At 73.0% G+C, this 22,356-nt stretch carries 19 protein-coding genes; 9 read left to right on the top strand and 10 right to left on the bottom strand.

The genetic code is table 11. The annotated features are described in order from the left end of the window. Positions 1-103 precede the first annotated feature (103 nt). Positions 104-325 carry a hypothetical protein gene (locus tag DEJ51_RS28230; protein ID WP_150260396.1) on the top strand — a complete coding sequence of 74 codons (222 nt, stop codon included), beginning with the start codon at positions 104-106 and terminating at the stop codon, positions 323-325. Between the two features lie 317 nt (positions 326-642). Here DEJ51_RS28230 and DEJ51_RS28225 read toward each other — a convergent pair whose 3' ends face one another. Beyond that, the gene (locus tag DEJ51_RS28225; protein WP_150260395.1) at positions 643-2,484 is read right to left on the bottom strand and encodes an AMP-dependent synthetase/ligase; all 1,842 of its coding nucleotides are present in this window, start codon (positions 2,482-2,484) and stop codon (positions 643-645) included. Positions 2,485-2,569: 85 nt separating this feature from the next. Between DEJ51_RS28225 and DEJ51_RS28220 the strand changes: the two genes are divergently transcribed. Further along, the gene (locus DEJ51_RS28220; protein WP_150260394.1) at positions 2,570-3,343 is read left to right on the top strand and encodes a MerR family transcriptional regulator; all 774 of its coding nucleotides are present in this window, start codon (positions 2,570-2,572) and stop codon (positions 3,341-3,343) included. A gap of 10 nt (positions 3,344-3,353) precedes the next feature. Then, entirely contained in the window at positions 3,354-4,028 is a 675-nt protein-coding gene (locus DEJ51_RS28215; protein WP_150260393.1) for a maltokinase N-terminal cap-like domain-containing protein, read from the top strand. A 117-nt stretch (positions 4,029-4,145) separates the two neighbouring features. On the opposite strand, the gene DEJ51_RS28210 is transcribed toward DEJ51_RS28215, so the two are convergent. The 5 genes from DEJ51_RS28210 to DEJ51_RS28190 all read right to left on the bottom strand — a co-directional run bounded on the left by DEJ51_RS28210 (position 4,146) and on the right by DEJ51_RS28190 (position 11,050). Then, positions 4,146-6,317 carry a 3-hydroxyacyl-CoA dehydrogenase NAD-binding domain-containing protein gene (locus DEJ51_RS28210; RefSeq protein ID WP_150260392.1) on the bottom strand — a complete coding sequence of 724 codons (2,172 nt, stop codon included), beginning with the start codon at positions 6,315-6,317 and terminating at the stop codon, positions 4,146-4,148. 50 nt (positions 6,318-6,367) lie between these two features. Beyond that, positions 6,368-7,582: an acetyl-CoA C-acetyltransferase gene (locus DEJ51_RS28205; protein WP_150260391.1), complete on the bottom strand. Its 1,215-nt coding sequence runs from the start codon at positions 7,580-7,582 to the stop codon at positions 6,368-6,370. Positions 7,583-7,639: 57 nt separating this feature from the next. Next, on the bottom strand, positions 7,640-8,782 hold the full coding sequence (locus tag DEJ51_RS28200; protein WP_150260390.1) for an acyl-CoA dehydrogenase family protein: 1,143 nt from the start codon (positions 8,780-8,782) through the stop codon (positions 7,640-7,642). A gap of 85 nt (positions 8,783-8,867) precedes the next feature. Next, positions 8,868-9,893 carry an LLM class F420-dependent oxidoreductase gene (locus DEJ51_RS28195; protein ID WP_150260389.1) on the bottom strand — a complete coding sequence of 342 codons (1,026 nt, stop codon included), beginning with the start codon at positions 9,891-9,893 and terminating at the stop codon, positions 8,868-8,870. Next, complete coding sequence (locus DEJ51_RS28190) at positions 9,893-11,050, bottom strand: CaiB/BaiF CoA transferase family protein (protein WP_150260388.1); 1,158 nt, start codon at positions 11,048-11,050, stop codon at positions 9,893-9,895. The genes DEJ51_RS28195 and DEJ51_RS28190 overlap by 1 nt, the downstream gene beginning before the upstream one ends. Before the next feature lie 269 nt (positions 11,051-11,319). Here DEJ51_RS28190 and DEJ51_RS28185 point away from each other — a divergent pair, with 269 nt between their 5' ends. Further along, the gene (locus DEJ51_RS28185) at positions 11,320-12,519 is read left to right on the top strand and encodes a saccharopine dehydrogenase family protein (RefSeq protein ID WP_150260387.1); all 1,200 of its coding nucleotides are present in this window, start codon (positions 11,320-11,322) and stop codon (positions 12,517-12,519) included. Positions 12,520-12,604: 85 nt separating this feature from the next. Here DEJ51_RS28185 and DEJ51_RS28180 read toward each other — a convergent pair whose 3' ends face one another. Further along, complete coding sequence (locus DEJ51_RS28180; RefSeq protein ID WP_150260386.1) at positions 12,605-13,282, bottom strand: endonuclease V; 678 nt, start codon at positions 13,280-13,282, stop codon at positions 12,605-12,607. A 26-nt stretch (positions 13,283-13,308) separates the two neighbouring features. Here DEJ51_RS28180 and DEJ51_RS28175 point away from each other — a divergent pair, with 26 nt between their 5' ends. Both DEJ51_RS28175 and DEJ51_RS28170 read left to right on the top strand, forming a co-directional pair. Further along, positions 13,309-13,608, top strand: coding sequence for a YciI family protein (locus DEJ51_RS28175; RefSeq protein ID WP_150260385.1), 300 nt, complete (start codon positions 13,309-13,311; stop codon positions 13,606-13,608). Between the two features lie 400 nt (positions 13,609-14,008). Beyond that, the gene (locus DEJ51_RS28170) at positions 14,009-14,533 is read left to right on the top strand and encodes a GNAT family N-acetyltransferase (protein ID WP_150260384.1); all 525 of its coding nucleotides are present in this window, start codon (positions 14,009-14,011) and stop codon (positions 14,531-14,533) included. Here the strand turns inward: DEJ51_RS28170 and DEJ51_RS28165 are convergent, their stop codons facing one another. From DEJ51_RS28165 to DEJ51_RS28155, 3 genes are all read right to left on the bottom strand, one after another. Continuing rightward, complete coding sequence (locus tag DEJ51_RS28165) at positions 14,534-15,643, bottom strand: WD40/YVTN/BNR-like repeat-containing protein (protein ID WP_150260383.1); 1,110 nt, start codon at positions 15,641-15,643, stop codon at positions 14,534-14,536. A 76-nt stretch (positions 15,644-15,719) separates the two neighbouring features. Next, entirely contained in the window at positions 15,720-17,351 is a 1,632-nt protein-coding gene (locus DEJ51_RS28160; protein ID WP_150260382.1) for an amidohydrolase, read from the bottom strand. A gap of 46 nt (positions 17,352-17,397) precedes the next feature. Then, positions 17,398-18,081 carry a TetR/AcrR family transcriptional regulator gene (locus DEJ51_RS28155; protein ID WP_150260381.1) on the bottom strand — a complete coding sequence of 228 codons (684 nt, stop codon included), beginning with the start codon at positions 18,079-18,081 and terminating at the stop codon, positions 17,398-17,400. Positions 18,082-18,152: 71 nt separating this feature from the next. Between DEJ51_RS28155 and DEJ51_RS28150 the strand changes: the two genes are divergently transcribed. The 3 genes from DEJ51_RS28150 to DEJ51_RS28140 all read left to right on the top strand — a co-directional run bounded on the left by DEJ51_RS28150 (position 18,153) and on the right by DEJ51_RS28140 (position 22,158). Then, a complete protein-coding gene (locus DEJ51_RS28150) occupies positions 18,153-19,691 on the top strand; it encodes a purine-cytosine permease family protein (RefSeq protein ID WP_150260380.1) in 1,539 nt (512 codons plus the stop codon). A gap of 228 nt (positions 19,692-19,919) precedes the next feature. Then, positions 19,920-20,336, top strand: a complete 417-nt coding sequence (locus DEJ51_RS28145) for an SsgA family sporulation/cell division regulator (protein ID WP_150260379.1) — start codon at positions 19,920-19,922, stop codon at positions 20,334-20,336. Between the two features lie 178 nt (positions 20,337-20,514). After that, positions 20,515-22,158, top strand: coding sequence for an ABC-F family ATP-binding cassette domain-containing protein (locus DEJ51_RS28140; RefSeq protein WP_190620692.1), 1,644 nt, complete (start codon positions 20,515-20,517; stop codon positions 22,156-22,158). Positions 22,159-22,356: the final 198 nt, after the last annotated feature.

Raw genomic sequence — 22,356 nt, 5'->3', positions numbered from 1 at the left:
CCTGTCCGCCCACGTGCGTGCCGGCCCATCATCCTCCTGTGGCCCGGAACTCCGCAGGCGTACGAGGCCACTCCACCCGCTCACGACGGCATGGGAGCCCGGCATGGCCACCCCTCACGACGCCCACGAACACCTGCCTCACGCCCTGCTCCGCAGACCGGTCCGGGACATCGCGTCCGGCGTCGAGGGAATCCTGATGGCTGTCGTCAAGGAGAACGTCGCCGTCGGCGACGGTAGCGTCTGGGCGGAGATCGCCTACATCCGTCGGCCGCAGGGCGGACGGGAACACACCACGGCCGCTACCAACATCGTGGCCGCGCTGTGACTACTGATGGGATCACCTGGCAGCGGACGAACACGCGGGAGCCCGCCCCCTGCGACTGCTGCGGCGCCGAGCCGCTGCCGTCGGGCGGGGGGATGACGTAGCCCCGTTCCTGCCCCGCCGTCGGCAGCACGCACGACTCCCGCCCCTGCACGCCCGGCAAACCCCGCGTCGGACGCCCGGAACGGGCCCACCGCACCATCGGAACTCACGCCGAAGCGCACACCGTGACACCCCCTAGCGCCGTGACTGGCGAGGTCCGCCGGACGCGGGCCCGGTGCGGTGGGTGGGGTCCCGCTCACCGCACCGGGCACGCCTGATCAGGCGGTCTCGTACGGGTCCTCGTACAGGCCGTCGATCAGGGCGCCGTACTTGTCGCGGACCACCCGGCGGCGGAGCTTGAGCGAAGGCGTGAGTTCCCCGGTCTCGGGGCCCCATTCCTCGGTCAGCAGCCGGTACCGCTTGATCTGTTCGGTCCGGTTGAGCCGGGCGTTGGCCGCCTCCACCGCGCGGGCGATCTCGTCCCGGACGGCCGGGTGCGCGGCGAGTTCGGACAGGGAGGCGGACTCGACGCCGCGGGCGGCCGCCCAGACCGGGGCCAGCTCCGGGTCCAGGACCAGCAGGGCGACGAGGTAGGAGCGGCCGTCACCGTGCACGAGCGCCTGGCCGATCAGCGGGTGCTCCTTGACCGTGTTCTCCACCAGGGCGGGAGAGACGTTCTTGCCGTTCGAGGTGATGATCAGTTCCTTCTTGCGGTCGGTCAGCCAGAGGAACCCGTCCTCGTCGACCCGGCCGATGTCCCCGGTCGGGAACCAGCCCTCGGTGTCCGCGGCGCTCTCCACCGAGCCGTCCGGCCGCAGGTAGCCGCCGAAGACGGTCGCCCCGCGGGTGAGGATCTCCCCGTCCTCGGCCAGCCTCAGTTCCAGCCCCTCGATCGGGCGGCCCACCGAGCCGAGCCGGAAGGCGTCCGGGCTGTTGACCGTGCACACACCCGAGGTCTCGGTGAGCCCCCAGGCGTCCATGATGGTGATGCCCCAGCCTGCCCAGAAGCGGACCACGTCGATTGGCATCGGCGCGGTGGCGCTGGCCGTCCACATCAGCCGGTCCATCCCGGCGAGCCGCAGCAGCGGGTCCAGCACCTGCTCCTTGGCCCCCGCGTACGAGGCTTCGAGCGCGGCCGGCACCTCCTCGCCGCGCTCCCGGTGGCCGGCCCGGGCGCGGGCCAGGTCGTTGGCGGCCTCGATGGCGGTGCGCTGCGCCTCGGGCAGCTGGGCGAGGACCGCGCGCACCGAGGCGGCGAGCTTCTCCCACACCCGGGGCACGCCGAAGAACTGCACCGGCCGCAGTTCGCGGACGGCCGCCGACACGGCGGTGGGGTCGGCGCACAGCATGACGTGCGAGGCCCGCAGCAGGGGCAGGTAGATCCCGAGGACCCGCTCGGCGATGTGCGCGAAGGGCAGGTAGCAGATGTGCTCGGCGTGCTCGGGCAGGTCCACGTGCCGGTCGAGGCGGATCGCCTGGAGCATGAGGTTGCGGTGGGTCAGCCGGACGCCCTTGGGGTCGCCGGTGGTGCCCGAGGTGTAGACGACGGTCAGCGGGTCCTCGGAGCGGGTCTCCCGCCAGGCCTTCTCGAAGGCCTCGGCTCGGTGGAACCGGGCCCCGCCGGAGTACAGGGAGCCGTAGGTGGAGTGCCCGCCCGCCTCGGCGGCCTCCGCCACGACGAGACGCTCCAGCGGCACCGCCGGGTCGGCCAGCAGCGGTTCCCACCGCAGGAGTTCGCGCGCGCCCTCGACGACGGCGACCCGGGCCCGGCTGTGGCGGGCGATGTGCGCGATCTGCTCGGGTGCGGAGGTCCCGTACACGGTGACGGGCACGGCACCGAGGTGGACGAGGGCGAGGTCGCTGAGCCAGTGCTCGGGGCGGTTGCCCATCATCATCAGCACGTGCTCGCCGCGCTCGACGCCGAGGGCGGCGTATCCGGAGGCGAGGACGGCGACCTTGCGGCGCACCTCGCCCCAGGTGAGGGTCGTCCACCCGTCGGCGTCGGGGCCGTCCCGCCAGGAGAGGGCGGGCAGCTCCGCGTACTCGGCGGCGTTGCGGGACAGCAGGGCCGGCAGGGTGATCTCTTCGGGTCGTCCGGGCAGTCGCAGGTTCGTGGTCATGGGCAGCTCCTGGCCGTTTCACATCGTTGGTGCGACAGCAATACTGTTGAACCCAAGCTGTGGAGCAGAGAGCGAGGCGCAGACGATGGCCGACCAGGCACCCGAGCCGATGCTCACCGTCGACGAGCTGGCGGCCAGGGCGGGCGTCACCGTGCGCACCGTTCGTTTCTACAGCACCCGCGGACTTTTGCCCCCTCCCGTGATCGGCCCTCGTCGGGTGGGGCACTACGGGCCGGAACACCTGTCCCGGCTCGCGCTGATCGAGGAGCTGCAGCACCAGGGCATGACCCTGTCCGCGATCGAGCGCTACCTGGACGCGCTGCCCGACGACCTGAGCGCCCATGACCTGGCCATCCACCGGGCGATGGTCGCCAGTTGGGCTCCGGACGCGGCCCGGGAGGTGTCGCGGGAGGAGCTGGAGAAGCGGGCGGGGCGGAGCCTGTCGGACACCGACGTGCGGCGGCTGAAGGCGATGAACGTGCTCGCCGCCTCGGGGGACGGGTTCCGGGTGGACGTGGGGCTGCTGCGGCTCGGGGTCGCGCTGCTCGACGTGCCGATCGCCCACGAGACGATCCTGGCGGCGCGCAGGGTGCTGATGGAGCACGCCAGGTCGGCGGCGCACGAGCTGACGGCGCTGTTCCGGGACGAGGTGTGGGGGCCGTTCACGGAGGGCGAGAGCGATCCGGAGCGGGTGGAGTCGATGAAGGCGCTGTCGGCGCACATGCAGCCGATGGTGGTCCAGGCGCTGGTGACGGCCTTCCAGCGGTCGCTTCGGGAGGAACTGAGGGCGGCCTTCGCCTCGGAACCGGAAGCCGGCGGCGGGTCGCGCGAACGGTCGGCACCGCGGCCGCCCGGGTAGTTTGTGGATCATGGCTGTCATCCACCGCACCACCATGTCGCCCGGCAAGCTCGAACTCCTGGCCGCCTGGCTGCCCCGGCGCCCCTGGTACCGGGGCGGCGCCGGTGCCCCGCAGCTCGCCAAGGCCGGCGGTTTCCGGCTCGACGACCCCGAGGGCGAGGTGGGCATCGAGTTCATGGTGGTCACCGATGCCGCCGGGGACGGGCCGGTGACCTACCTGGTCCCGCTGACCTACCGCGGGGCTCCGCTGGAAGGGGCCGAGGACGGCCTGATCGGCACCTCCGAGCACGGTGTGCTGGGCCGTCGCTGGGTCTACGACGGGACCCACGACGTGGTCCTGGTCGAGCAGTTGCTGGCCCTGCTGGCGGGGCGTACGACGGCCCAGGACCAGAACGAGAGCGGCGTCCCCGACCCGGCGGTCGAGGTCCGTACCGAGGGGGCCGGGCTGCCGCAGGACCTGTCCGGCCCCGGGACCGTGACGGACACCGCCGACGCGAGCCTGGTCACCGTGGGCCCGGCGGGCCGGGAAGGCCCGGGGGCGGCCCTGACCGTGTGCCGCGTCCTGCACGACGGTCCCGCTCCCGCCGGAGACGGCCCGGGGCGACGGGTGCTGGCCGGCTGGTCCGCCCCGGACGGGGCTCCGCGACACGGGCTGTTCGCCCGCCTCGCCCCGTCCGAGGGCTGACCCGAAAGAACCGGAAGGAACCGGCAGGAACGGCAGGAACCGGAACCGGCAGGAACGGAAGGACCGCCCCGGGCCGCTCACGGGCGGGCCCGGGGCGGCCCGGGGGCCGTTGCGGGATCAGTCCGCGTAGGTCTCGCCGCGCTCCGCCTTCGCGACCAGCGAGGCCGGCGGGATGAAGCGCTCGCCGTACGTGTCGGCGAGCTCGCGGGCACGGGCCACGAAGCCGGGCAGGCCGCCCTCGTAGCCGTTGATGTACTGGATCACGCCGCCCGTCCAGGCCGGGAAGCCGATGCCCATGACGGAGCCGATGTTGGCGTCGGCGATCGAGGTGAGGACGCCCTCGTCGAGGCAGCGGACGGTGTCCAGGGCCTCCGAGAAGAGCATCCGCTCCTTCATGTCCTCGAACGGGATCTCGTACCCGGGCTTGGCGAAGTGCTCACGCAGGCCCGGCCAGATGCGGGAGCGCTTGCCGGACTCGTCGTACTCGTAGAAGCCGGCCCCGCCGCTGCGCCCGGGGCGGCCGAACTCGTCCACCATGCGGTCGATGACCGCGTCGGCGGGGTGCTCCGTCCACGGCTTGCCCTCGGCCTCGAAGGCCTTGCGGCTCTCGTTGCGGATCTTGCGCGGCAGGGTGAGGGTGAGCTCGTCCATCAGCGAGAGCACCTTGGCCGGGTAGCCGGCCTGGGCCGCCGCCTGCTCGACCGAGGCGGGCTCGGCGCCCTCGCCGATCATCGCGACGCCCTCGTTGATGAACTGGCCGATGACACGGGAGGTGAAGAAGCCGCGCGAGTCGTTGACCACGATCGGCGTCTTGTTGATCTGGCGGACCAGGTCGAAGGCGCGGGCGATGGCCTCGTCGCCGGTCCGCTCCCCCTTGATGATCTCCACCAGCGGCATCTTGTCCACGGGCGAGAAGAAGTGCAGCCCGATGAAGTCTGCCGGGCGCTTCACTCCCTCCGCGAGTCCGGAGATCGGCAGCGTGGAGGTGTTGGAGCACAGCAGCGCGTCCGGTGCGATGACGTCCTGGATCTCCTGGAACACCCTGTGCTTGAGGGCGGTGTCCTCGAAGACCGCCTCGATCACGGCGTCGCAGCCCGCGAGGTCGGCCGCCTCCGCGGTCGGGGTGATCCGGGCGAGCAGCTCGGCGCGCCCCGCCTCGGTGGTCCGGCCGCGGGCGAGCGCCTTGTCGAGCAGCTTCTCGGAGTACGCCTTGCCCTTGGCGGCGGCATCGAGCGAGACGTCCTTCAGCACCACCTCGATGCCCGCGCGGGCGCAGGAGTAGGCGATGCCGGCGCCCATCATGCCGGCGCCGAGGACGGCGACCTTGCGGACCTTGCGCGGCTCGACGCCCTGCGGGCGGCTGCGGCCCGCGTTGACGGCCTGCAGGTCGAAGAAGAACGCCTGGATCATGTTCTTGGCCGTCTGGCCGGTGACCAGCTCGGTGAAGTAGCGGGCCTCGATGGTCTGCGCGGTCTCGAAGTCCACCTGGGCACCCTCGACGGCGCAGGCCAGGATGTTGCGCGGGGCCGGGTACGGGGCCCCGTTCAGCTGCTTCTTCAGGTTGGCCGGGAACGCCGGGAGGTTGGCGGCGAACTTCGGGTTCGACGGCGTGCCGCCCGGGATGCGGTAGCCGGGGACGTCCCAGGGCTGCTGCGACTCGGGGTTGGCGTCGATGAAGGCGCGGGCCTTGGCCAGCATCTCCTCGGGGGTGGCGGCCAGTTCGTGGACGAGGCCGTTGTCGAGGGCGCGCTGCGGGGTGTACTGGGTGCCCTGGAGCAGCACCTTGAGCAGCGCGTCGGCGATGCCCATCAGGCGCACCGTACGGGTGACACCGCCACCGGCCGGGAGCAGGCCGAGGGTGACCTCGGGCAGGCCGATCTTGGAGCCGGGCGCGTCGAGGGCGACCCGGTGGTGGCAGGCGAGGGCGATCTCGTAACCGCCGCCGAGGGCAGCGCCGTTGATCGCGGCGACGACGGGCTTGCCGAGGGTCTCGATCCGGCGCAGGGAGCGCTTGATCTCGGTGCCGGTGTCGAAGGCGATCTGCGCGTGCTCGGGGCGGAGCCGGATCATGTCCTTGAGGTCGCCGCCCGCGAAGAAGGTCTTCTTGGCGGAGGTGAAGACGATGCCGCGGATGGAGTCCTTCTCGGCCTCGGCGCGGTCGGCGATCGCGGCGATGGAGTCCTTGAAGGCCTGGTTCATCGTGTTGGCGGACTGACTGGGGTCGTCGAGGATCAGGGTGACGACGCCGGTCTCGTCCTGTTCCCAGCGGATCGTGGTGGACTCGCTCATGGTCACTGCTTTCGTTTCGGAAGGTCCGGTGGGCAGGGGGAACAGGACGGTCAGAGGCGTTCGACGATGGTCGCGACGCCCATGCCGCCGCCGACGCAGAGGGTGACGAGCCCGTAGCGCTTGTCCTGGCGCTCCAGCTCGTCGACGATCGTGCCGAGGATCATCGCGCCGGTGGCGCCGAGCGGGTGGCCGAGCGCGATGGCACCGCCGTTGACGTTGACCTTGTCGAGGGACAGGTCCATGTCCTTGACGAAGCGCAGGACGACGCCGGCGAAGGCCTCGTTGATCTCGACGAGGTCGATGTCGTCGATGGTCAGGCCGGCCTTGGCGAGGGCCTTGCGGGTGGCCGGGGCGGGGCCGGTGAGCATGATGGTGGGCTCGGAGCCGGAGACGGCCGCCGAGACGATCCGGGCGCGCGGGGTCAGGCCGTTGCGCTCGCCCGCCTCGCGGGAGCCGATGGCGACGAGCGAGGCGCCGTCGACGATGCCGGAGGAGTTGCCCGCGTGGTGGACGTGGTCGATCTTCTCGACCCAGTGGTACTTCTGCAGCGCGACGGCGTCGAAGCCGCCGAGCTCGCCGATGTCGGCGAAGGAGGGCTTCAGCTTGGCGAGGGTGTCGGCGGTGGTGCCGGGGCGGACGAACTCGTCGTGGTCCAGGACGATCAGGCCGTTGCGGTCGGTGACGGGAACCACGGACTTCGCGAAGCGGCCGTCCTTGATGGCGGCGGCCGCCCGCTCCTGGGAGAGGGCCGCGTACTCGTCGACGTCGCGCCGGGAGAAGCCCTCGATGGTGGCGATCAGGTCGGCGCCGATGCCCTGCGGGACGAAGCCGGTGTCCCAGTTGGTCATCGGGTCGGCGAACCAGGCGCCGCCGTCGGAGGCCATCGGGACGCGGGACATCGACTCCACGCCGCCTGCGAGGACCAGGTCCTCCCAGCCGGAGCGGACCTTCGCGGCGGCCAGGTTGACGGCTTCCAGGCCCGAGGCGCAGAAGCGGTTCTCCTGGACGCCGGCGACGGTGTCCGGGAGCCCGGCGGCAATGGCCGCGATGCGGGCGATGTCGGAGCCCTGGTCGCCGACCGGGCCGACGACGCCGAGCACGATGTCGTCGATGGTGGCCGGGTCCAGGCCGGGGTTGCGCTCGCGCAGGGCGTCGATGAGTCCGACGACCAGGTCGATCGGCTTGGTGCCGTGCAGGGCGCCATTGGCCTTGCCGCGGCCGCGCGGGGTGCGGATCGCGTCGTATACGTAAGCTTCGGTGCTCACTGGTCAAGCCTTTCGGAGGTGTCCAAGGGGAGGTGTCCAGGGGGGCGGAAGGGGAGTTCAGCCGAGCAGCGAACGGCCGATGATCTCCTTCATGATCTCGGTCGTGCCGCCGTAGATGGTCTGGATGCGACCGTCGGTGAAGGCCCGGGCGACCCGGTACTCGGTCATGTAGCCGTAGCCGCCGTGGAGTTGCAGGCAGCGGTCGGCGACGCGTTTCTGCAGCTCGGTGGCCCACCACTTGGCCATGGAGGCGTGCACGTGGTCCAGTTCGCCGTTCGAGTGGTCCGTGATGCAGCGGTCGAGGAAGGTCCGGGTGACGGCGACCTCGGTGGCCATCTCCGCTATCTCGAACCGGATGTGCTGCAGCTTGGCCAGCGGACGGCCGAAGGCCTCGCGCTCCTTCACGTACTGGGTGGTGATCTCCAGCAGGTGCTCGGCGGCGGCGATGCCCGCCATCGCGATGCCCATCCGCTCCTGCGCGAGATTGGTCATCAGATGGACGAAGGCGCCGTTCAGCTCGCCGAGCAGGTTCTCCTTCGGGACGCGTACGTCGTTGAAGAACAGTTCGGCGGTGTCCTGGGACTTCTGGCCGATCTTGTCGAGGTTGCGGCCGCGCTCGAAGCCCTCCGCGCCCCGCTCGACGACCAGCAGCGACAGGCCGTGCGCCCCGCCCTCGGGGGTGGTCTTCGCGACCACGATCACCAGGTCGGCGAGGATGCCGTTGGAGATGAAGGTCTTGGAGCCGTTCAGCACCCAGTGGTCGCCGTGGTCCTCGGCGGTGGTCCGGATCCCCTGGAGGTCGGAGCCCGCGCCCGGCTCGGTCATCGCGATGGCGGTGATGGTCTCCCCGGAGCAGAAGCCGGGCAGCCAGCGGCGCTTCTGCTCCTCGGTGGCGAGCGAGGTCAGGTAGGGGCCGATGATGTCGTTGTGCAGGCCGATGGCGAGCCCGGGGGCGCCCGCGCGGGTGAACTCCTCGGCGATCACGGCGGCGTAGCGGAAGTCCGTGTTCCCGCCGCCCCCGTACTCCTCGGGCACGGCGAGGCCCAGCAGTCCCTGCCGGCCGGCGGCCCGCCAGGCCTCGCGGCTGACGATGCCGTCCTGCTCCCACTGCTCGTAGTGCGGCAGCACCTCCTTGCTCAGGAAGGTGCGTACGGTCTCGCGGAACGCCTCGTGGTCGGCGTCGAAGATGCGTCGTTGCATCGGGGCCCCTCTCAGCGGGTCGGGTCGGTTCCGGGTGGGTGGGGAAGCGGGCCGAGGACGGAGTCCTGGCACTCCCCCGGGCCGCTCAGAGCCAGCTCTTGACGGTGTCGATCAGCCTGGCCGGGTCGGGGCCGACCGGTGTGACGTTGAGCATGGTGACGCCCGCCTCGCGGAAGGCCTCGACGCGCTCGCGTACGTAGCCCTCGGGCCCGCAGAGCGTCATCAGCTCGCAGAACTCGTCCGGGACGGCCGCGGCCGCGTCTCGTTTGCGCCCGGCGAGGTACAGCTCCTGGATCCGGCGGGCCTCTTCCCCGTAGCCGTAGGCGACGGCCAGGTCGTTGTAGAAGTTCTTGCCGACGGCGCCCATGCCGCCGACGTACAGGGCGATCTGCGGGCGCGCGAGGTCCCGTACGGCGGCCGCGTCGTCGCCGATGGCGAGCAGGCCGCCCGCGACGGTCTGCAGCGGGCCGAGGTCCGGCGACCGCTTGGCCGTCCCCTCGGCGAGCGGGCCGCCCCACACCGCGTCGGCCTTCTCCGGGATGAAGAGCGTGGGCAGCCAGCCGTCCGCGATCTCGGCGGTCATCCGGACGTTGGCCGGGCCGAGCGAGGCGATGTAGACGGGGATCGCGGGGCGGACCGGACGGGTGAGGATCTTCAGCGGCTTGCCCAGCCCGGTGCCGCGCTCCGGCGGCAGCGGCATGTCGGTGATGCCGTGGTGGTCGAGGGTCTCGCGGCGCCAGATGCGCCGGCACAGCTCGACCGTCTCGCGCGTGCGGCCGAGCGGCTTGTCGTACGGCATCCCGTGCCAGCCCTCGACGACCTGCGGGCCGGAGGCGCCGAGGCCGAGCAGCGCCCGGCCGCCCGAGAGCGCGTCCAGGCCGGCGGCCGTCTGGGCGATGAGGCCGGGGGTGCGCGAGTAGACGTTGAGGATGGCCGAGCCGATCTTCAGCCGCTCGGTGCGGGCGGCGAGATAGCCCATGATCGTCGGGGAGTCGAACCCCCAGGCCTCGGCCACCCACACGGCGTCGAGCCCGGCCGACTCCAGCGCGGCGGCCTGGTCGGCGGCCCGGCGCGGGTCGCCGGCGTAGTCGAGCATCATGGACAGTTCCATCAGTTCTCCTCTTCCTTCCCGAGCAGGGCCGGCACGTCCCAGTCGGCCGCCACCGACACCGCGTGCGCGCCGGGCCGCGCCGGGCCCGCGGTGACGGCTCCCGGGGTCGCCGAGAAGCGCGGCGCGGGCGCGGGCTGGACGATCCCGCCGAAGTCGGTGAAGGTCCCGCGGGCGGCGAGGTGCGGATGGTGCGGGGCCTCGCCCAGCGAGAGCACGGGCGCCACGCACGCGTCGCTCCCCTCGAAGACGGCCGTCCACTCCTCCCGCGTACGGGTGCGGAAGCGCGCGGCGACGGCCTCGCGCAGCTCACCCCAGCGGGCGAGGTCCTTGCGGGCCGGGGCCTGGTCCTCGATGCCGAGGAGCTGCACGAAGGTGTCGTAGAACTGCTGCTCCAGCGCGCCGACCGCCATGTACCGGCCGTCGGAGGTCTCGTAGGTGCCGTAGAAGGGGCAGCCTCCGTCGAGGAGGTTGGCCCCGCGGCGGTCCTGCCAGCCGCCCGCCGCCATCATTCCGTGGATCATGGCGGTCAGGTGGGCGGTGCCGTCGACGATGGCCGCGTCGACGACCTGGCCGGTGCCGGTGGCGCGGGCGTGGTGCAGGGCGGCGAGGATACCGACGACCAGGTAGAGCGAGCCGCCCGCGTAGTCCCCGACCAGGTTCGCGGGGACGGCCGGCGGCTCGCCCGGCTTCCCGATCATGCCGAGGGCGCCGGTGACGGCGATGTACGCGATGTCGTGCCCGGCGGTCTCGGCGAGCGGCCCGTCCTGGCCCCAGCCGGTCATCCGGCCGTAGACGAGCTCCGGGTTGCGGGCGTGGCACTCGGCGGGTCCGACGCCGAGGCGCTCGGCGACCCCGGGCCGGAATCCCTCGACGAGTACGTCGGCCCGCTCGACCAGGTCCAGGACGCGGGCGGGCCCGTCGGCGGACTTGAGGTCGAGCAGGACGGAGCGCTTGCCGCGATTGGTGATGTCGTAGGCCGGATCGACCGCGAGGGCGCCGCCGCCGGGCCGGTCCACCCGTACGACGTCGGCGCCCAGGTCGGCGAGGAGCATGGCGGCGAACGGTCCGGGGCCGATGCCCGCCAGTTCGACGACGCGCACCCCGGCGAGCGGGCCGGGCCCGCTCGCGTCCCGGTTCCCGTTCCCTGTCACTGCCATCGGGCCCCCAGCGGCTCTGGTGTGCATGGTGTGCGTGGTGTGCGGCTATGTGACACAACTGATGTAACACCAGCGATGCTAGGAACGTGTTCCATCGAACACAAGCCCCCGGGCGGGGCTCCGGCCGGATCGTCCGGGTGCCGGGGTCCGGCTCCGCATGATCGTGCGGGGCGGGGTTCTCCCCCGGCCCGGCGCGCCGTACCCGATCGCACTGACGGTCGAGCATCACGCTAGCCTCGGCCACCGAAACCCCCTGGGAGGAGCCGTTCATGAACGCAACTGTCCCGCACGACCGGCCGGAACGCGCCTACGACGTCGTGCTGTTCGGCGCGACCGGGTTCGTGGGCGCGCTCACGGCCGAGTACCTCGCCGCACACGCGCCCGCCGGCTGCCGGTGGGCCCTCGCGGGCCGGGACACCGCGAAGCTGGAGCGGCTGCGCGAACGGCTGACCTCGATCGATCCGGCGTGCGCGCGGCTGCCCCTGCTGCGGGCCGACGCCCAGGACCCCGGGGCCGTGCGCGAGCTGGCCGCGTCCACCCGGGTGCTGGCCACGACCGTGGGTCCGTACATCTGGTACGGGGCGGAGCTCGTGGCCGCCTGCGCCGAGGCGGGCACGGACTACGTGGACCTCACCGGCGAGCCGGAGTTCGTGGACCGCATGTACGTCGAGCACGACGCGCGGGCCCGGGAGACCGGGGCCCGGATCGTGCACGCCTGCGGCTTCGACTCGATCCCGGCCGACCTGGGGGCGTACTTCACGGTCCGGCAGCTGCCGCAGGGGGTCCCGCTGACGGTCGACGGGTTCATGCGGTCCAACGCCCTCTTCTCCGGCGGCACCCTGGCCTCCGCGCTGACCGCGCTGAGCCGTGGCCCCCAGACCCTGGCCGCCGCGCAGGCCCGCCGGCTGCACGAGCCCCGGCTGCTGGGGCGGCGGGCGCGCGGGCCGGTGGGGGCGCCGCGGTTCAGCCGGGAGACCGGGACCTGGGCGATGCCGCTGCCCACGCTGGACCCGCGGATCGTGGCCCGGTCGGCGGCCGCGCTGGAGCGGTACGGCCCGGACTTCCGCTACCGGCACTACGCCTCCGTCAGGCACCTGCCCGTCGCGGTGGGCGGTACCGCGGCGCTCGGCGCGACGGTCGCGCTGGCCCAGGTGCCGCCGGCCCGGCGGTGGCTGATGAACCGCTGGGAGCCGGGCCGGGGACCGGACGCGGAACGCCGTGCCCGCAGCTGGTTCACCGTGCGGTTCGTGGGCGAGGGCGGCGGCCGGCGCGTGCTCACCGAGGTGGCGGGCGGTGACCCCGGCTACGGCGAGACGGCGAAGATGCTGGCCGAGTCGGCGCTCTGCCTGGCGCACGACACCCTGCCGGAGACGGCCGGCCAGCTGACGACGGCCGTGGCCATGGGCGACGCGCTGATCGCCCGCCTCCAGAAGGCGGGGATCACCTTCCGGGTGGCGGACGCCCGCTGACGGGGCGCGGCCGTCGGGCGGGCGCGGCCGTCGTCCGGGCGGGCGGGACCGTCGGCCGGGCGGGCGGGACCGTCGGCCGGGTGCCTCAGGAGGCTTCCCGCAGCGCCCTGCGGCACAGGGAGTCGGCGTGGCGGGTGGTCTCGGGGATCCGGAAGCGGGGACTCAGGGCCAGGGCGTGCGCGCAGGCATTGTCGAGCGAGACCCGGTGCCCGACGGAGACGTAGACCGGCTTGATCCCGTCCTGCGTGCGCAGCGCCCGCCCCACCTCGGCCCCGTCGGCCGCGAGCAGGGCGGCCGCGTCGCCCCGGCGGGCGCCCGGTTCCTCGTAGGTGAAGGTGAACGGGTTCTTCGCGACGCCGATGGCCGGGAGCCCGGTGACCACCCCGAGGTGGCAGGCCAGGCCGAACCCCCGGGGGTGCGCGAGACCGTAGCCGTCGCAGACGACGAGGCCGGGCCGGGCCTTCAGGGAGTCGAGGGCGGCCAGTACGGTCGGCAGCTCGCGGAAGGCGAGCAGCCCGGGCACGTAGGGGAAGCTGACGTGTCCCACGGCGGTGGCCTCCTCCACGACCTCCAGGGTGGCGGCGTCGAGCACCACGGCCGCGGCGGCGACCAGGTCGCGGGCGTCGTCGTAGGCGACGTCCACTCCCGCGACGAGGCCGCGGCCGGGGGGTGGGCCGGGCTCGGTGAGCACGACCTGATGGCGTAGTTCGTCTTGTATCGCCCGGGCCTCGGCCTCGTCGGCGGGGGTCTTCGCACTCGTCATGATGGAGCGAGAGTAGCCTGGCGATCATGTTCGTCATGGAGCTCACCTACACCGCCCCCATCGAGTCCGTCGAAGAACAGATGGACGCTCACATCGCCTGGCTGGACGGCTACTACGCCGCCGGCGTCTTCCTGGCTTCGGGACGCAAGGTCCCGCGCGACGGGGGCGTGATCCTGGCCGGCGGGGTGTCCCGGGCGGAGGTCGAGCGGATCGCGGCCGAGGACCCCTTCGCGGTGGCGGGCGTCTGTGCCTACACCATCACGGAGTTCCTCGCCACGAAGACCTCGTCGGACCTGTCGACGGTCCGGGAGAACCCGGTCGCGTAGCGGCGTGACCGGCGCGGGTCGACGGGTGACGCCGCCGCCCCGCCCCGGTACTCCCTCCGGAGAACCTGCCGCCGGTGGCGGGGTACGACACACCGCACCGCACCACCGGGGCGCCACGACCCGGCAACCCCTTCCGGCCACGGAACCAACCGCGCGGGAGACGGCGCAGGCCCCGACGGCCCGCCACTTCACCCGTCGTCCGGCCCGTCCGACCGGCTCGGCCCGCCACCTTCCGTCCCTCGTCCGACCTGTTCGGCCGACTCGCCCCGCCCTCCTCCGCCCCCTCGGCCGGCGGGTTCGGCAGGCTCGGCTCGCCGCCTTCCGCCTCCTCGACAGCTCTGTTCGGCCGATTCGGCCCGCCGCCTTCGCCCCCTCGACAGCCCTGACCGCCGGAGTGTCCATGCAGCCCCGCCTCGCCGTTCCCGCCGACGTTCCCGAGCTCATACGCCTGCGTGCCGTCGCCCTCGCAGCCCTGGGGGTCGACCCCGGGCCCGCCGACGCCGCCTGGCGGCAGGTGGCCCGCACCTGGTTCCTCGACCGCGTCGGCGAACGCCCCGGCATGCGCTGCCTGGTGGTCGGTGGAGCCCCCGGCGAACCGCTGCTGGCCACCGGCATGGCCTGGGTCACCCACCACCTGCCCAGCCCCCGGTGGACCGACGGCCGGCGCGGCTACCTCGACGGGATCGTCACCGACGCGTCGGCCCGCGGGCGGGGCCACGGCCGCCGGATCGTCGACGCGCTGGTCGGCTGGCTCGACGGCATCGGCGTCCATTACGTCCAGCTGCACGCCAGCTCCGACGGCGAGCCCGTCTACCGGGCCGCGGGCTTCACCACCGGGCACTACCCGGGCATGGACCTCTTCACCGCCCTGGCGCCCCCGGTCCCCCCGGCTCCCCCGGCCGTCCCGCCCGCTCCCGCGAGCTGATCAGCGACGCCGTTCCAGCCGCGCCACCCGTCCCTTCTCCCCGGCCGCCCAGCATCCCCCGTCCCCCGCGCAGTCGACCGTGTCGAAGGATCCCGCGTCCAGGGAGCGCCAGCCGCGGCCCCCGTCCGTCGTCACGTCCGTGCCGGTGGGTCCCACCGCGAGGGCCGTGCCCCCGCCGTACGGGAACCAGGCCACGCCCGAGCGATAGGCCGGCGGCGGTGTCGCCGCCTGGCTCCAGCTGCGTCCCCCGTCGGCGGACCGGGCCGCGGCCTGCGGCGAGGCCTGCCCGGTGCGGTAGTCACCGCCGACCGCGAGTCCCCTCGTACGGTCGCGGAAGGCGAGGGCGAAGACCCCGCGCGCCGGGTCGCCCGCCGGGACCGTGGATTCGGCGACCCGCCAGGTCAGACCGCGGTCCGCGGAGTGCAGCACCCGGGCGCGGGCGCCGCCGCCGGTGGCCAGCCAGACGTCGCGCGGGCCGGAGCTCACGAGGCACTGGCCGCTCGCGGCGAAGCCCGCCTCGCCCGGCAGTGCCTCGGGCATGCCCCCGCCCGGCAGCACCCGCCAGTTCCGCCCGCCGTCGTCGGTGGCCAGGATGCGGAACCTGCCGTCCACCGGATCGCTCATCGCCAGGCCGTGCCGGGCGTCGGAGAAGGTGAGGCAGTCGTAGAAGGCACGCGGGTCGGGGTTGCGGAAGGTCTCGGTCCAGGTGGCGCCGCCGTCCTCGGTGCGCAGCACCCTGGAGGCCTCGCCCTCCCCGATGGACAGGGCCACCGCCCGCCGCGCGTCGAAGGCCTCGATGTCGCGGAACTCCAGGGCCTCCGCGACCGCTCCGGGCGGGGAGACGTCACGCCAGCTGCGGCCGCCGTCCACCGTGCGCAGCACGGTCCCCTTGGAGCCGGCCACCCAGGCGGTGGTCCGGCTGAGCGCCGCGAGACCGCGCAAGCGCGCGTCCTTCCCGGTGTCCTTCAGGGCCCAGCCGGCGCCGCGTAAGTCCTGCGCCACCGGGGCCGGGTCGGGGGCCGGTGCCGCGTCGGCCCGGGCGGGGGCGGCGAGCACCCCCACGGCCAGGGCTGCCGCGCAGATGCCGGTTCCGAGTTCCAGAAGTCTCATGGCGCCGGAAGCTAACGCACCCCCGATACGCCGTCCAGAGTGCCTCCCGGCCCCGGCTGGCGGCCTCGCCGCCCGGTCACAGGCCCGGATCGCGGTGGGTCACGCCGCCGTCGACGGCGGTGAGGAGGACGGGCAGGTCCGGCAGTTCGGTGGCGGGGACGGTGAGCGGGTCGTCGGCCAGTACCGTCAGGTCGGCGCGGTACCCGGGGGCGATCCGGCCCGCCAGGTGCTCCTCGCCCGCCGCACGGGCGGCGTTTACGGTCATGCCCTGGAGGGCCTGGAGCGCGGTGAGGGCCTGCTCGGGGCCGTGCGGGGCCTGGGTGAGGTCGCGGCCGGGGCGGCGGTGGCGGGCTCCCGCCATGACGCCGAGCGGCGGGTACGGGGCGATCGGCCAGTCCGATCCGAGGACCACGGTGGCTCCCGAGTCCCACAGGTCGCGGCAGCGCCAGGCTCGTGCGGCCCGCTCCTCGCCGAGTCGGCGGGACCAGTTGTCGGTGTGGTCGGCGCGGGTGAAGTCGCAGCAGTGGGTGGGCTGTACGGAGGCGATGACGTCGAGCTCGGCGAAGCGCCGCAGGGTGTCGTCGGGGACCGTCTCGATGTGCTCGACCCGGTGGCGCACCCGGGGCCCGGGCCCGCCGGAGGCCTGGGCCCGGGCGACGGCGTCGAGCACGTGCCGTACGGCGGCGTCACCGATGGCGTGGGTGGCGGTGGGCACCCCGGCGCGGTGGAACTCTCCGACGATCGCCGTGTAGACCTCGGGGTCGGGCCAGAAGGCGTGGGTGGACTCGCCGTTGCGGTCCGGGTGTTCGAGCCAGGCGGTGCCGTTGTCGATCGTGCCGTCCATGAACATCTTCACGCCCTCGGTTCGCCAGAGCCTGCCGCCGGCACCCTGCCCGGCGATGAGCGCGCGGAGGGCGTCGGCGTCGGTGCCCGGCTGGCACCAGGGTGCGACGCGCAGGCGCAGCGGCAGTCGTCCGGCCTCGTCGAGTTCGGCGTAGAAGGCGAGGCTGTCCCCGTTCGCGTCCATGGCGTGGCCGCCGGTCAGCCCGGCGGCGGCCATCCTTCGCAGGGCGGCGGCGAGCCGGTCGCGGCGCTCCTCGCGGGTGGGCCGCGGGGCGATGCGTTCGACGAGTTCGCAGGCGGCGTCCTCCAGGAGCAGGCCGGTGGGCCGGCCGTCGGTGTCGCAGACCACTTCGGCGGAGGCCTGGCCGAAGGTCCGGGGCCCGTCGATGCCCGCGAGTTCGAGGGCGCGCCGGCTGGCCAGCATGGAGTGGGCGTCGAAGAGGAGGAGGGTGGCGGGCACTCCGTCGAGTACGGAGTCGAAGGGGGCGGTCCCGACGGGCCGGTCCCCGAAGGCGTTCGGGTCCAGGCCCCAGCCGGTCAGCCAGGCACCGGGCGCGAGGTCGCGTACGCCGGCGGCGAGTGTCTCGCGTACCTGTGCCAGGTCGGTGCAGCCCGACAGGTCCAGTCCGTGGGTCAGTTCGGCGCCGGAGACGGGGTGGATGTGGCCGTCGACCAGCCCGGGGGTCACGACCGCCCCCTTGAGGTCGACCACCGTGGCCGAGGCGTCGGCGAGCGCCCGGACGCGGCTGTCGTCGCCCAGTGCGGTGATCCGCCCGCCGGACGCGGCCAGGGCGGTGTCCGGCAGGAAGGCGCCTGTGGCCGGGTCGAGCAGGCGGGCGTTGAGCAGGACGAGCGGGGTGCGCACGGAGCCTCCAGCGGGGCGGGGTGGGGAGCGTCGGGCGGGGGGACGGTCAGGCTTCGACGGTGAGGGCGCCGCGGGGCAGGCCGAGTTCGCGTTCCGCGGTGGTGACCGCCATCCGGGTCACCGCCTCGGGGCGGCCGCGGTCCTCGGTGTTGGCGTGGGCGCCGAGGCCGTCGAGGACGACGAGGATCTGGATGGCGGTCACGTACGGGTCCTCCGTGCGGAACTCGCCGCACGCGGCGCCTTCCCGGATCAGGTCGTGCAGGCGGCCGCGCCAGGCAGCCTCCTGTTCGGCGACCCGGTCGCGCAGGAGGGGCCGGTAGCGGCTGAGGTGGCGGGCGTTGATCCAGAGCCGGCTGATCGCGTCGTAGTCCTCGCCGGACGTGCGGGCGAAGAACCGCGCCAGCCGCCCGGCCGGAGTCGGGCCGTCCCCGTCCCCGTCCCCGTCCTTGTCCGCGTCCTTGTCCGCGCCGGGCGGGCCTTCGGCTCCGGGCAGCAGGACCTCCAGTTCGGCTCCGGCGGCCGTCCCGAACGCCTCGGCGACGAGGTCCTCCACGGAGGGGAAGTAGTGGCTGATCAGACCCGGCCGGACAGCCAGTTCTTCGGCGATCCGGCGCAGCGTGAGGCATTCGAGCCCTTCGGCCAGGGCGACGGCTGCGGCCGTGTCGACGATCTCGGCCCGGCGGGCCTCGGGGGACTTGCGGATCCGCTTGCGCTGGACGCTTGACGACATACCGGGGATGCTATTGAGTGTGCGACCAATAAGCAAGCGAGGCGGACACGCCCAGCATCCGGAGGTCCCGCATGGCGTCCCCGATCCCCGACCCGGCCCCCGGCTCGCACCCGGCGCCCGGCTCGAACCCGGCCCCCGATTCCCAGCCGGCACCCGAATCGCACCCGGTATCTTTCGCGCACCCGGCCCCCGGCCCGACCTCCGCCCCCGGGACGCCCGGACAGGCCGCGCCCGCCCCGGAACGGGCCACCCGCATCGAAGCCCACGGCATCGACCACATCCCGGACTCCGAGCGCCACGGCCGGCCCCGGGACCTCTTCTCCGTCTGGGCGGCGGCGAACGTCAACTACCTCAGCCTGGTGATCGGCGGCGCGCTGGTCCTCATGGGGCTGAGCCTGTGGCAGTCCGTCGCCGTGATCGTCGCCGGCAACCTCTTCTGGCTGCTCACCGGCCTGCTCGCCACCTCCGGACCGGCCGCCGGCGCACCCAGTGAGGTGATCACCCGGGCCATGTACGGGGTGATCGGCAACCGCGCGATGAACGCGGTCGGCGGCTGGCTGGTCTCCGTCTGCTACTTCGCCCTCAACCTGGCCGCCGCCGCGGCCGCCGCGTTCGCCCTCGTGGAGCAGGCCGGCATCACGGCGACCACCGGGATCAAGGCCGTCGTCATCGTGGCCATCGCCGCGCTCACCCTGGGCATCAGCGTCTACGGCCACTCGATGATCATGAAGCTCTACCTCCCGATGACCCTCGTCCTCGGCGCCGCCTTCACCGTCGTCGGCTTCTGCGTGCTCGGCCACACGGACTTCTCCTACCGGCCCGCCCCACCGCTGAACGGCTCCGGACTGTGGGCGGCGCTGCTCGCCGGCACCACCCTCGTCGCCTCGGGCCCGCTCTCGTACACCACCAGCGCCGACTTCTCCCGCTACCTGCCCCGCACGTCCCCGCGGAAGGCGATCATCGGCTGGACCGCCCTCGGAGCCTTCCTGCCCAGCGTCGCCGTCTGCTCCCTGGGCGCGTTCGCCGCGACCGCCGTCGACATGAGCGACCCCCAGGCAGCCCTGCAGGAGATCCTGCCCGGGTGGTTCCACCCGGTCTTCCTGCTCGCCCTGATCCTCGGCACGATCTCCGTCAACGCCCTGACGGCCTACAGCGCCGGGCTCGCCCTGCAGGCCGTCGGCGTCCCCGTCCGGCGCTCCGTCAGCGTCCTGTTCGACGGGGCCGTCGCCGTCGCCCTGACCCTCTACGGCCTGCTCGTCTCCAATCTCCTGGACACCGTCAGCAACTCCCTCCAGCTGATCGTCGTCCTGATCGGGCCGGTCATGGCGATCTACGCCGCCGACATCCTGCTGCGCCGGTTCCACTACGACGGCCGGGCGCTCGCGGACGAGACCCCCGGCAGCCCCTTCTGGTACACCGGCGGCGTCAATCCGGCGGGCGCCCTCGCCCTCGCCGCGGGAGTGGGCGCGGCCGCCCTCTGCGTCGACACGCTCTACACCGGGCCGATCGCCGCGGCCCTGGGCGGGATCGACCTCTCCCTGCCGGTCGGCATGGCCGTCTCCGCAGCCCTCTACGCAGCCTTGACGCGGACCCTTACGCCTGTGGAGTGATCGGTTACCAGCCCTTCTCCGAGGCTCCCCGGAGCCGCCGCGGACGGGAGCCGCCTTCGGGCACATCCGCCGTCCGGTCACTCTGTGCGATCGCACGGATTGGTTCAAGCCAATCGGTGACACAGCTCACGCAACGGCCCATGCACGGATTTGCCGATTCCGGCGTCTATCGGGTTGCCGGGCTCCACACCAGAGTCCGGCAGCAGATCCGCCGCAAGGGAGTGAGCCTTGATCACTGTCATCGAGCAGGCCGCACAGGCCCGTCTGGTCGCCACCGCGCCGAAGGTCGAGACCGTGCCGGTCACCCTCTGCTACGACCGTGCGGATCCGTTCGCCGTGCGCATGGCGTTCCCGGCCCCGGCCACGCTGGAGGGCGTCGAGGTCTCGTGGACGTTCTCGCGCGAACTGCTGGAGTCCGGGCTGGACCGCCCGTCGGGCTGTGGCGACGTACGCGTGCGCCCGTACGACGGCGACCGGACCACCATCGAGTTCCACGCGGCGGAGGGCGTCGCGATCGTGCTGATGCTGACGGCCGAGCTGCACCGCTTCCTGGAGCGGGCGGCGGCCGTGGTGCCGCCCGGCCTGGAACACCTCTACCTGGACATGGACCACAGCCTGGCCGAGCTGATGCGCGACACCGCCTGAGTTAATTGGTTTGCGGACGGCCGCAGCCGTCCGTAGCTTCGATGACGGCCCATCCCCGTCGAAACGGAGCAGGACATTGCTCTTCTGAGGTTCGAGACACCGACCACCACGCCCCGCGGCTGAACCGTCGGCTGTCTCCCCGAGTTGCACGTACCACTCACGCAACCTGGAGGCCTCCATGAGTCACGCCCCTGCTTTCATCACCTGCTCCGCCCTTTCCTTCGCCTGGCCCGACGGCACTCCCGTCTTCGACGGGTTCCAGCTCACCGTGGGCCCCGGCCGTACCGGCCTGATCGGGCTCAACGGCTGCGGGAAATCCACCCTGCTGAAGCTGATCGCCGGCGAACTGGCCCCGGCCGAGGGCCAGTCCTCCGTCGCCGGCTCGGTCGGCTACCTCCCGCAGAACGTCACCCTCGACACCGCGCTGCGCGTGGACGAGGCGCTCGGCATCCACGCCACCCGCGCCGCACTCCACGCCATCGAGGCCGGCGAGGCCACCGAGGCGAATTTCACCGCCGTCGGCGACGACTGGGACGTGGAGGAGCGCGCCCTCGCCACGCTCGACCAGCTCGGCCTCGGGCAGATCGGCCTGGACCGCACCGTCGGCGAGCTCTCGGGCGGCGAGTCCGTGCTGCTGCGGCTGGCCGCCCTGCTGCTCGCCCGCCCCGACGTCCTGCTGCTGGACGAACCGACCAACAACCTGGACCTGCGGGCCCGCAGCCGCCTGTACGCGGCGGTCGAGTCCTGGTCCGGAGTGATGCTGCTGGTCAGCCACGACCGGGAGCTGCTGGAGCGGGTCGACCAGATCGCCGACCTGCGCGACGGCGAAGTCCGCTGGTACGGAGGCAACTTCACGGACTACGAGGACCTGCTCGCCGCCGAGCAGGAGTCGGCCGAGCGGATGGTCCGCGTCGCCGAGGCCGACGTACAGCGGCAGAAGCGCGAACTGGCGGACGCACAGGTCAAATTGGCCCGGCGCAAGCGGTACGGGCAGAAGATGTACGACAACAAGCGCGAGCCGAAGATCGTGATGGGTGCGCGCAAGCGCGCCGCCCAGGAGTCGGCGGGCAAGCACCGGATCATGCACACGGAGAAACTGGCGCAGGCGAAGGAACGCCTGGACCAGGCCGTGGAGGCGGTGCGCGACGACGACGAGATCCGGATCCAGCTGCCCGCCACCCAGGTCCCACCCGGGCGGCAGGTGCTGACCCTGAGCGATCTGCGCCTGGCCCACGGGGCCGCCGTACCGGGTGAGTGGGAACTGCGGGGACCGGAGCGGATCGCCCTGGTGGGCCGCAACGGCTCGGGCAAGACCACGCTGCTGCGCACGATCGCGGGGCAGCTCCCGGCGGTGTCCGGGGAGGTGGTGGCGCATGTGACGACGCGGTTCCTGCCGCAGCGGCTCGACGTGCTGGACGAGAGCCGTTCGGTCGTGGAGAACGTGGCGCGCTTCGCCCCGCAGGCCACGAACAACCTGATCCGGGCCCGGCTCGCGCACTTCCTGTTCCGGGGCGCCCGGGCGGACCGCCCGGCCGGCACGCTGTCGGGCGGCGAACGCTTCCGGGCGGCGCTGGCGGCCCTGCTGCTGGCGGAGCCGGCTCCGCAGTTGCTGATGCTGGACGAGCCGACGAACAACCTGGACCTGTCGAGCGTGCGGCAGCTGACCGACGCCCTGGAGTCGTACGAGGGCGCGCTCGTGGTGGCGAGCCACGACGTGCCGTTCCTGGAGTCGATCGGCATCACGCGATGGCTCCTGCTGGACGGCGAGCTGCTGCCGACGACGGCCGAGGAGGTCCGGGAGACCTTGTGGTCGGGTGAGTGAGCACAGTCGGCGGCGGGTCCGGTTCCGGACCCGCCGCCGGTGTCGTCACCGGTCTGCGCCCGGGCTGCGGCAGCGCGGCCCCAGAAGAAGCGGAACCGATTTTTTTCGTCAAAGCGGGACGCGGCAAACCACCTGTCGGCGTGATTTTGGCCCCTCAAACCCTGCTCAGGCCCTCTATAAACTGCACAGATAACTGGA

Origin of the sequence: Streptomyces venezuelae, from assembly GCF_008642275.1 — a bacterium.
GTDB lineage: Bacteria > Actinomycetota > Actinomycetes > Streptomycetales > Streptomycetaceae > Streptomyces > Streptomyces venezuelae_E.
The sequence above is the reverse complement of the archived record's forward strand: the minus strand, read 5'-3'. Positions and strand labels throughout refer to the sequence as shown.

Coding starts and splice junctions, on each gene's coding strand:
- DEJ51_RS28185 (WP_150260387.1), top strand. CDS start 11,320: ATGAACGCAACTGTCCCGCACGACCGGCCGGAACGCGCCTACGACGTC.
- DEJ51_RS28155 (WP_150260381.1), bottom strand. CDS start 18,081: ATGTCGTCAAGCGTCCAGCGCAAGCGGATCCGCAAGTCCCCCGAGGCC.
- DEJ51_RS28190 (WP_150260388.1), bottom strand. CDS start 11,050: ATGGCAGTGACAGGGAACGGGAACCGGGACGCGAGCGGGCCCGGCCCG.
- DEJ51_RS28165 (WP_150260383.1), bottom strand. CDS start 15,643: ATGAGACTTCTGGAACTCGGAACCGGCATCTGCGCGGCAGCCCTGGCC.
- DEJ51_RS28150 (WP_150260380.1), top strand. CDS start 18,153: ATGGCGTCCCCGATCCCCGACCCGGCCCCCGGCTCGCACCCGGCGCCC.
- DEJ51_RS28170 (WP_150260384.1), top strand. CDS start 14,009: ATGCAGCCCCGCCTCGCCGTTCCCGCCGACGTTCCCGAGCTCATACGC.
- DEJ51_RS28175 (WP_150260385.1), top strand. CDS start 13,309: ATGTTCGTCATGGAGCTCACCTACACCGCCCCCATCGAGTCCGTCGAA.
- DEJ51_RS28225 (WP_150260395.1), bottom strand. CDS start 2,484: ATGACCACGAACCTGCGACTGCCCGGACGACCCGAAGAGATCACCCTG.
- DEJ51_RS28215 (WP_150260393.1), top strand. CDS start 3,354: ATGGCTGTCATCCACCGCACCACCATGTCGCCCGGCAAGCTCGAACTC.
- DEJ51_RS28180 (WP_150260386.1), bottom strand. CDS start 13,282: ATGACGAGTGCGAAGACCCCCGCCGACGAGGCCGAGGCCCGGGCGATA.
- DEJ51_RS28230 (WP_150260396.1), top strand. CDS start 104: ATGGCCACCCCTCACGACGCCCACGAACACCTGCCTCACGCCCTGCTC.
- DEJ51_RS28140 (WP_190620692.1), top strand. CDS start 20,515: ATGAGTCACGCCCCTGCTTTCATCACCTGCTCCGCCCTTTCCTTCGCC.
- DEJ51_RS28195 (WP_150260389.1), bottom strand. CDS start 9,893: ATGGAACTGTCCATGATGCTCGACTACGCCGGCGACCCGCGCCGGGCC.
- DEJ51_RS28210 (WP_150260392.1), bottom strand. CDS start 6,317: ATGAGCGAGTCCACCACGATCCGCTGGGAACAGGACGAGACCGGCGTC.
- DEJ51_RS28200 (WP_150260390.1), bottom strand. CDS start 8,782: ATGCAACGACGCATCTTCGACGCCGACCACGAGGCGTTCCGCGAGACC.
- DEJ51_RS28220 (WP_150260394.1), top strand. CDS start 2,570: ATGGCCGACCAGGCACCCGAGCCGATGCTCACCGTCGACGAGCTGGCG.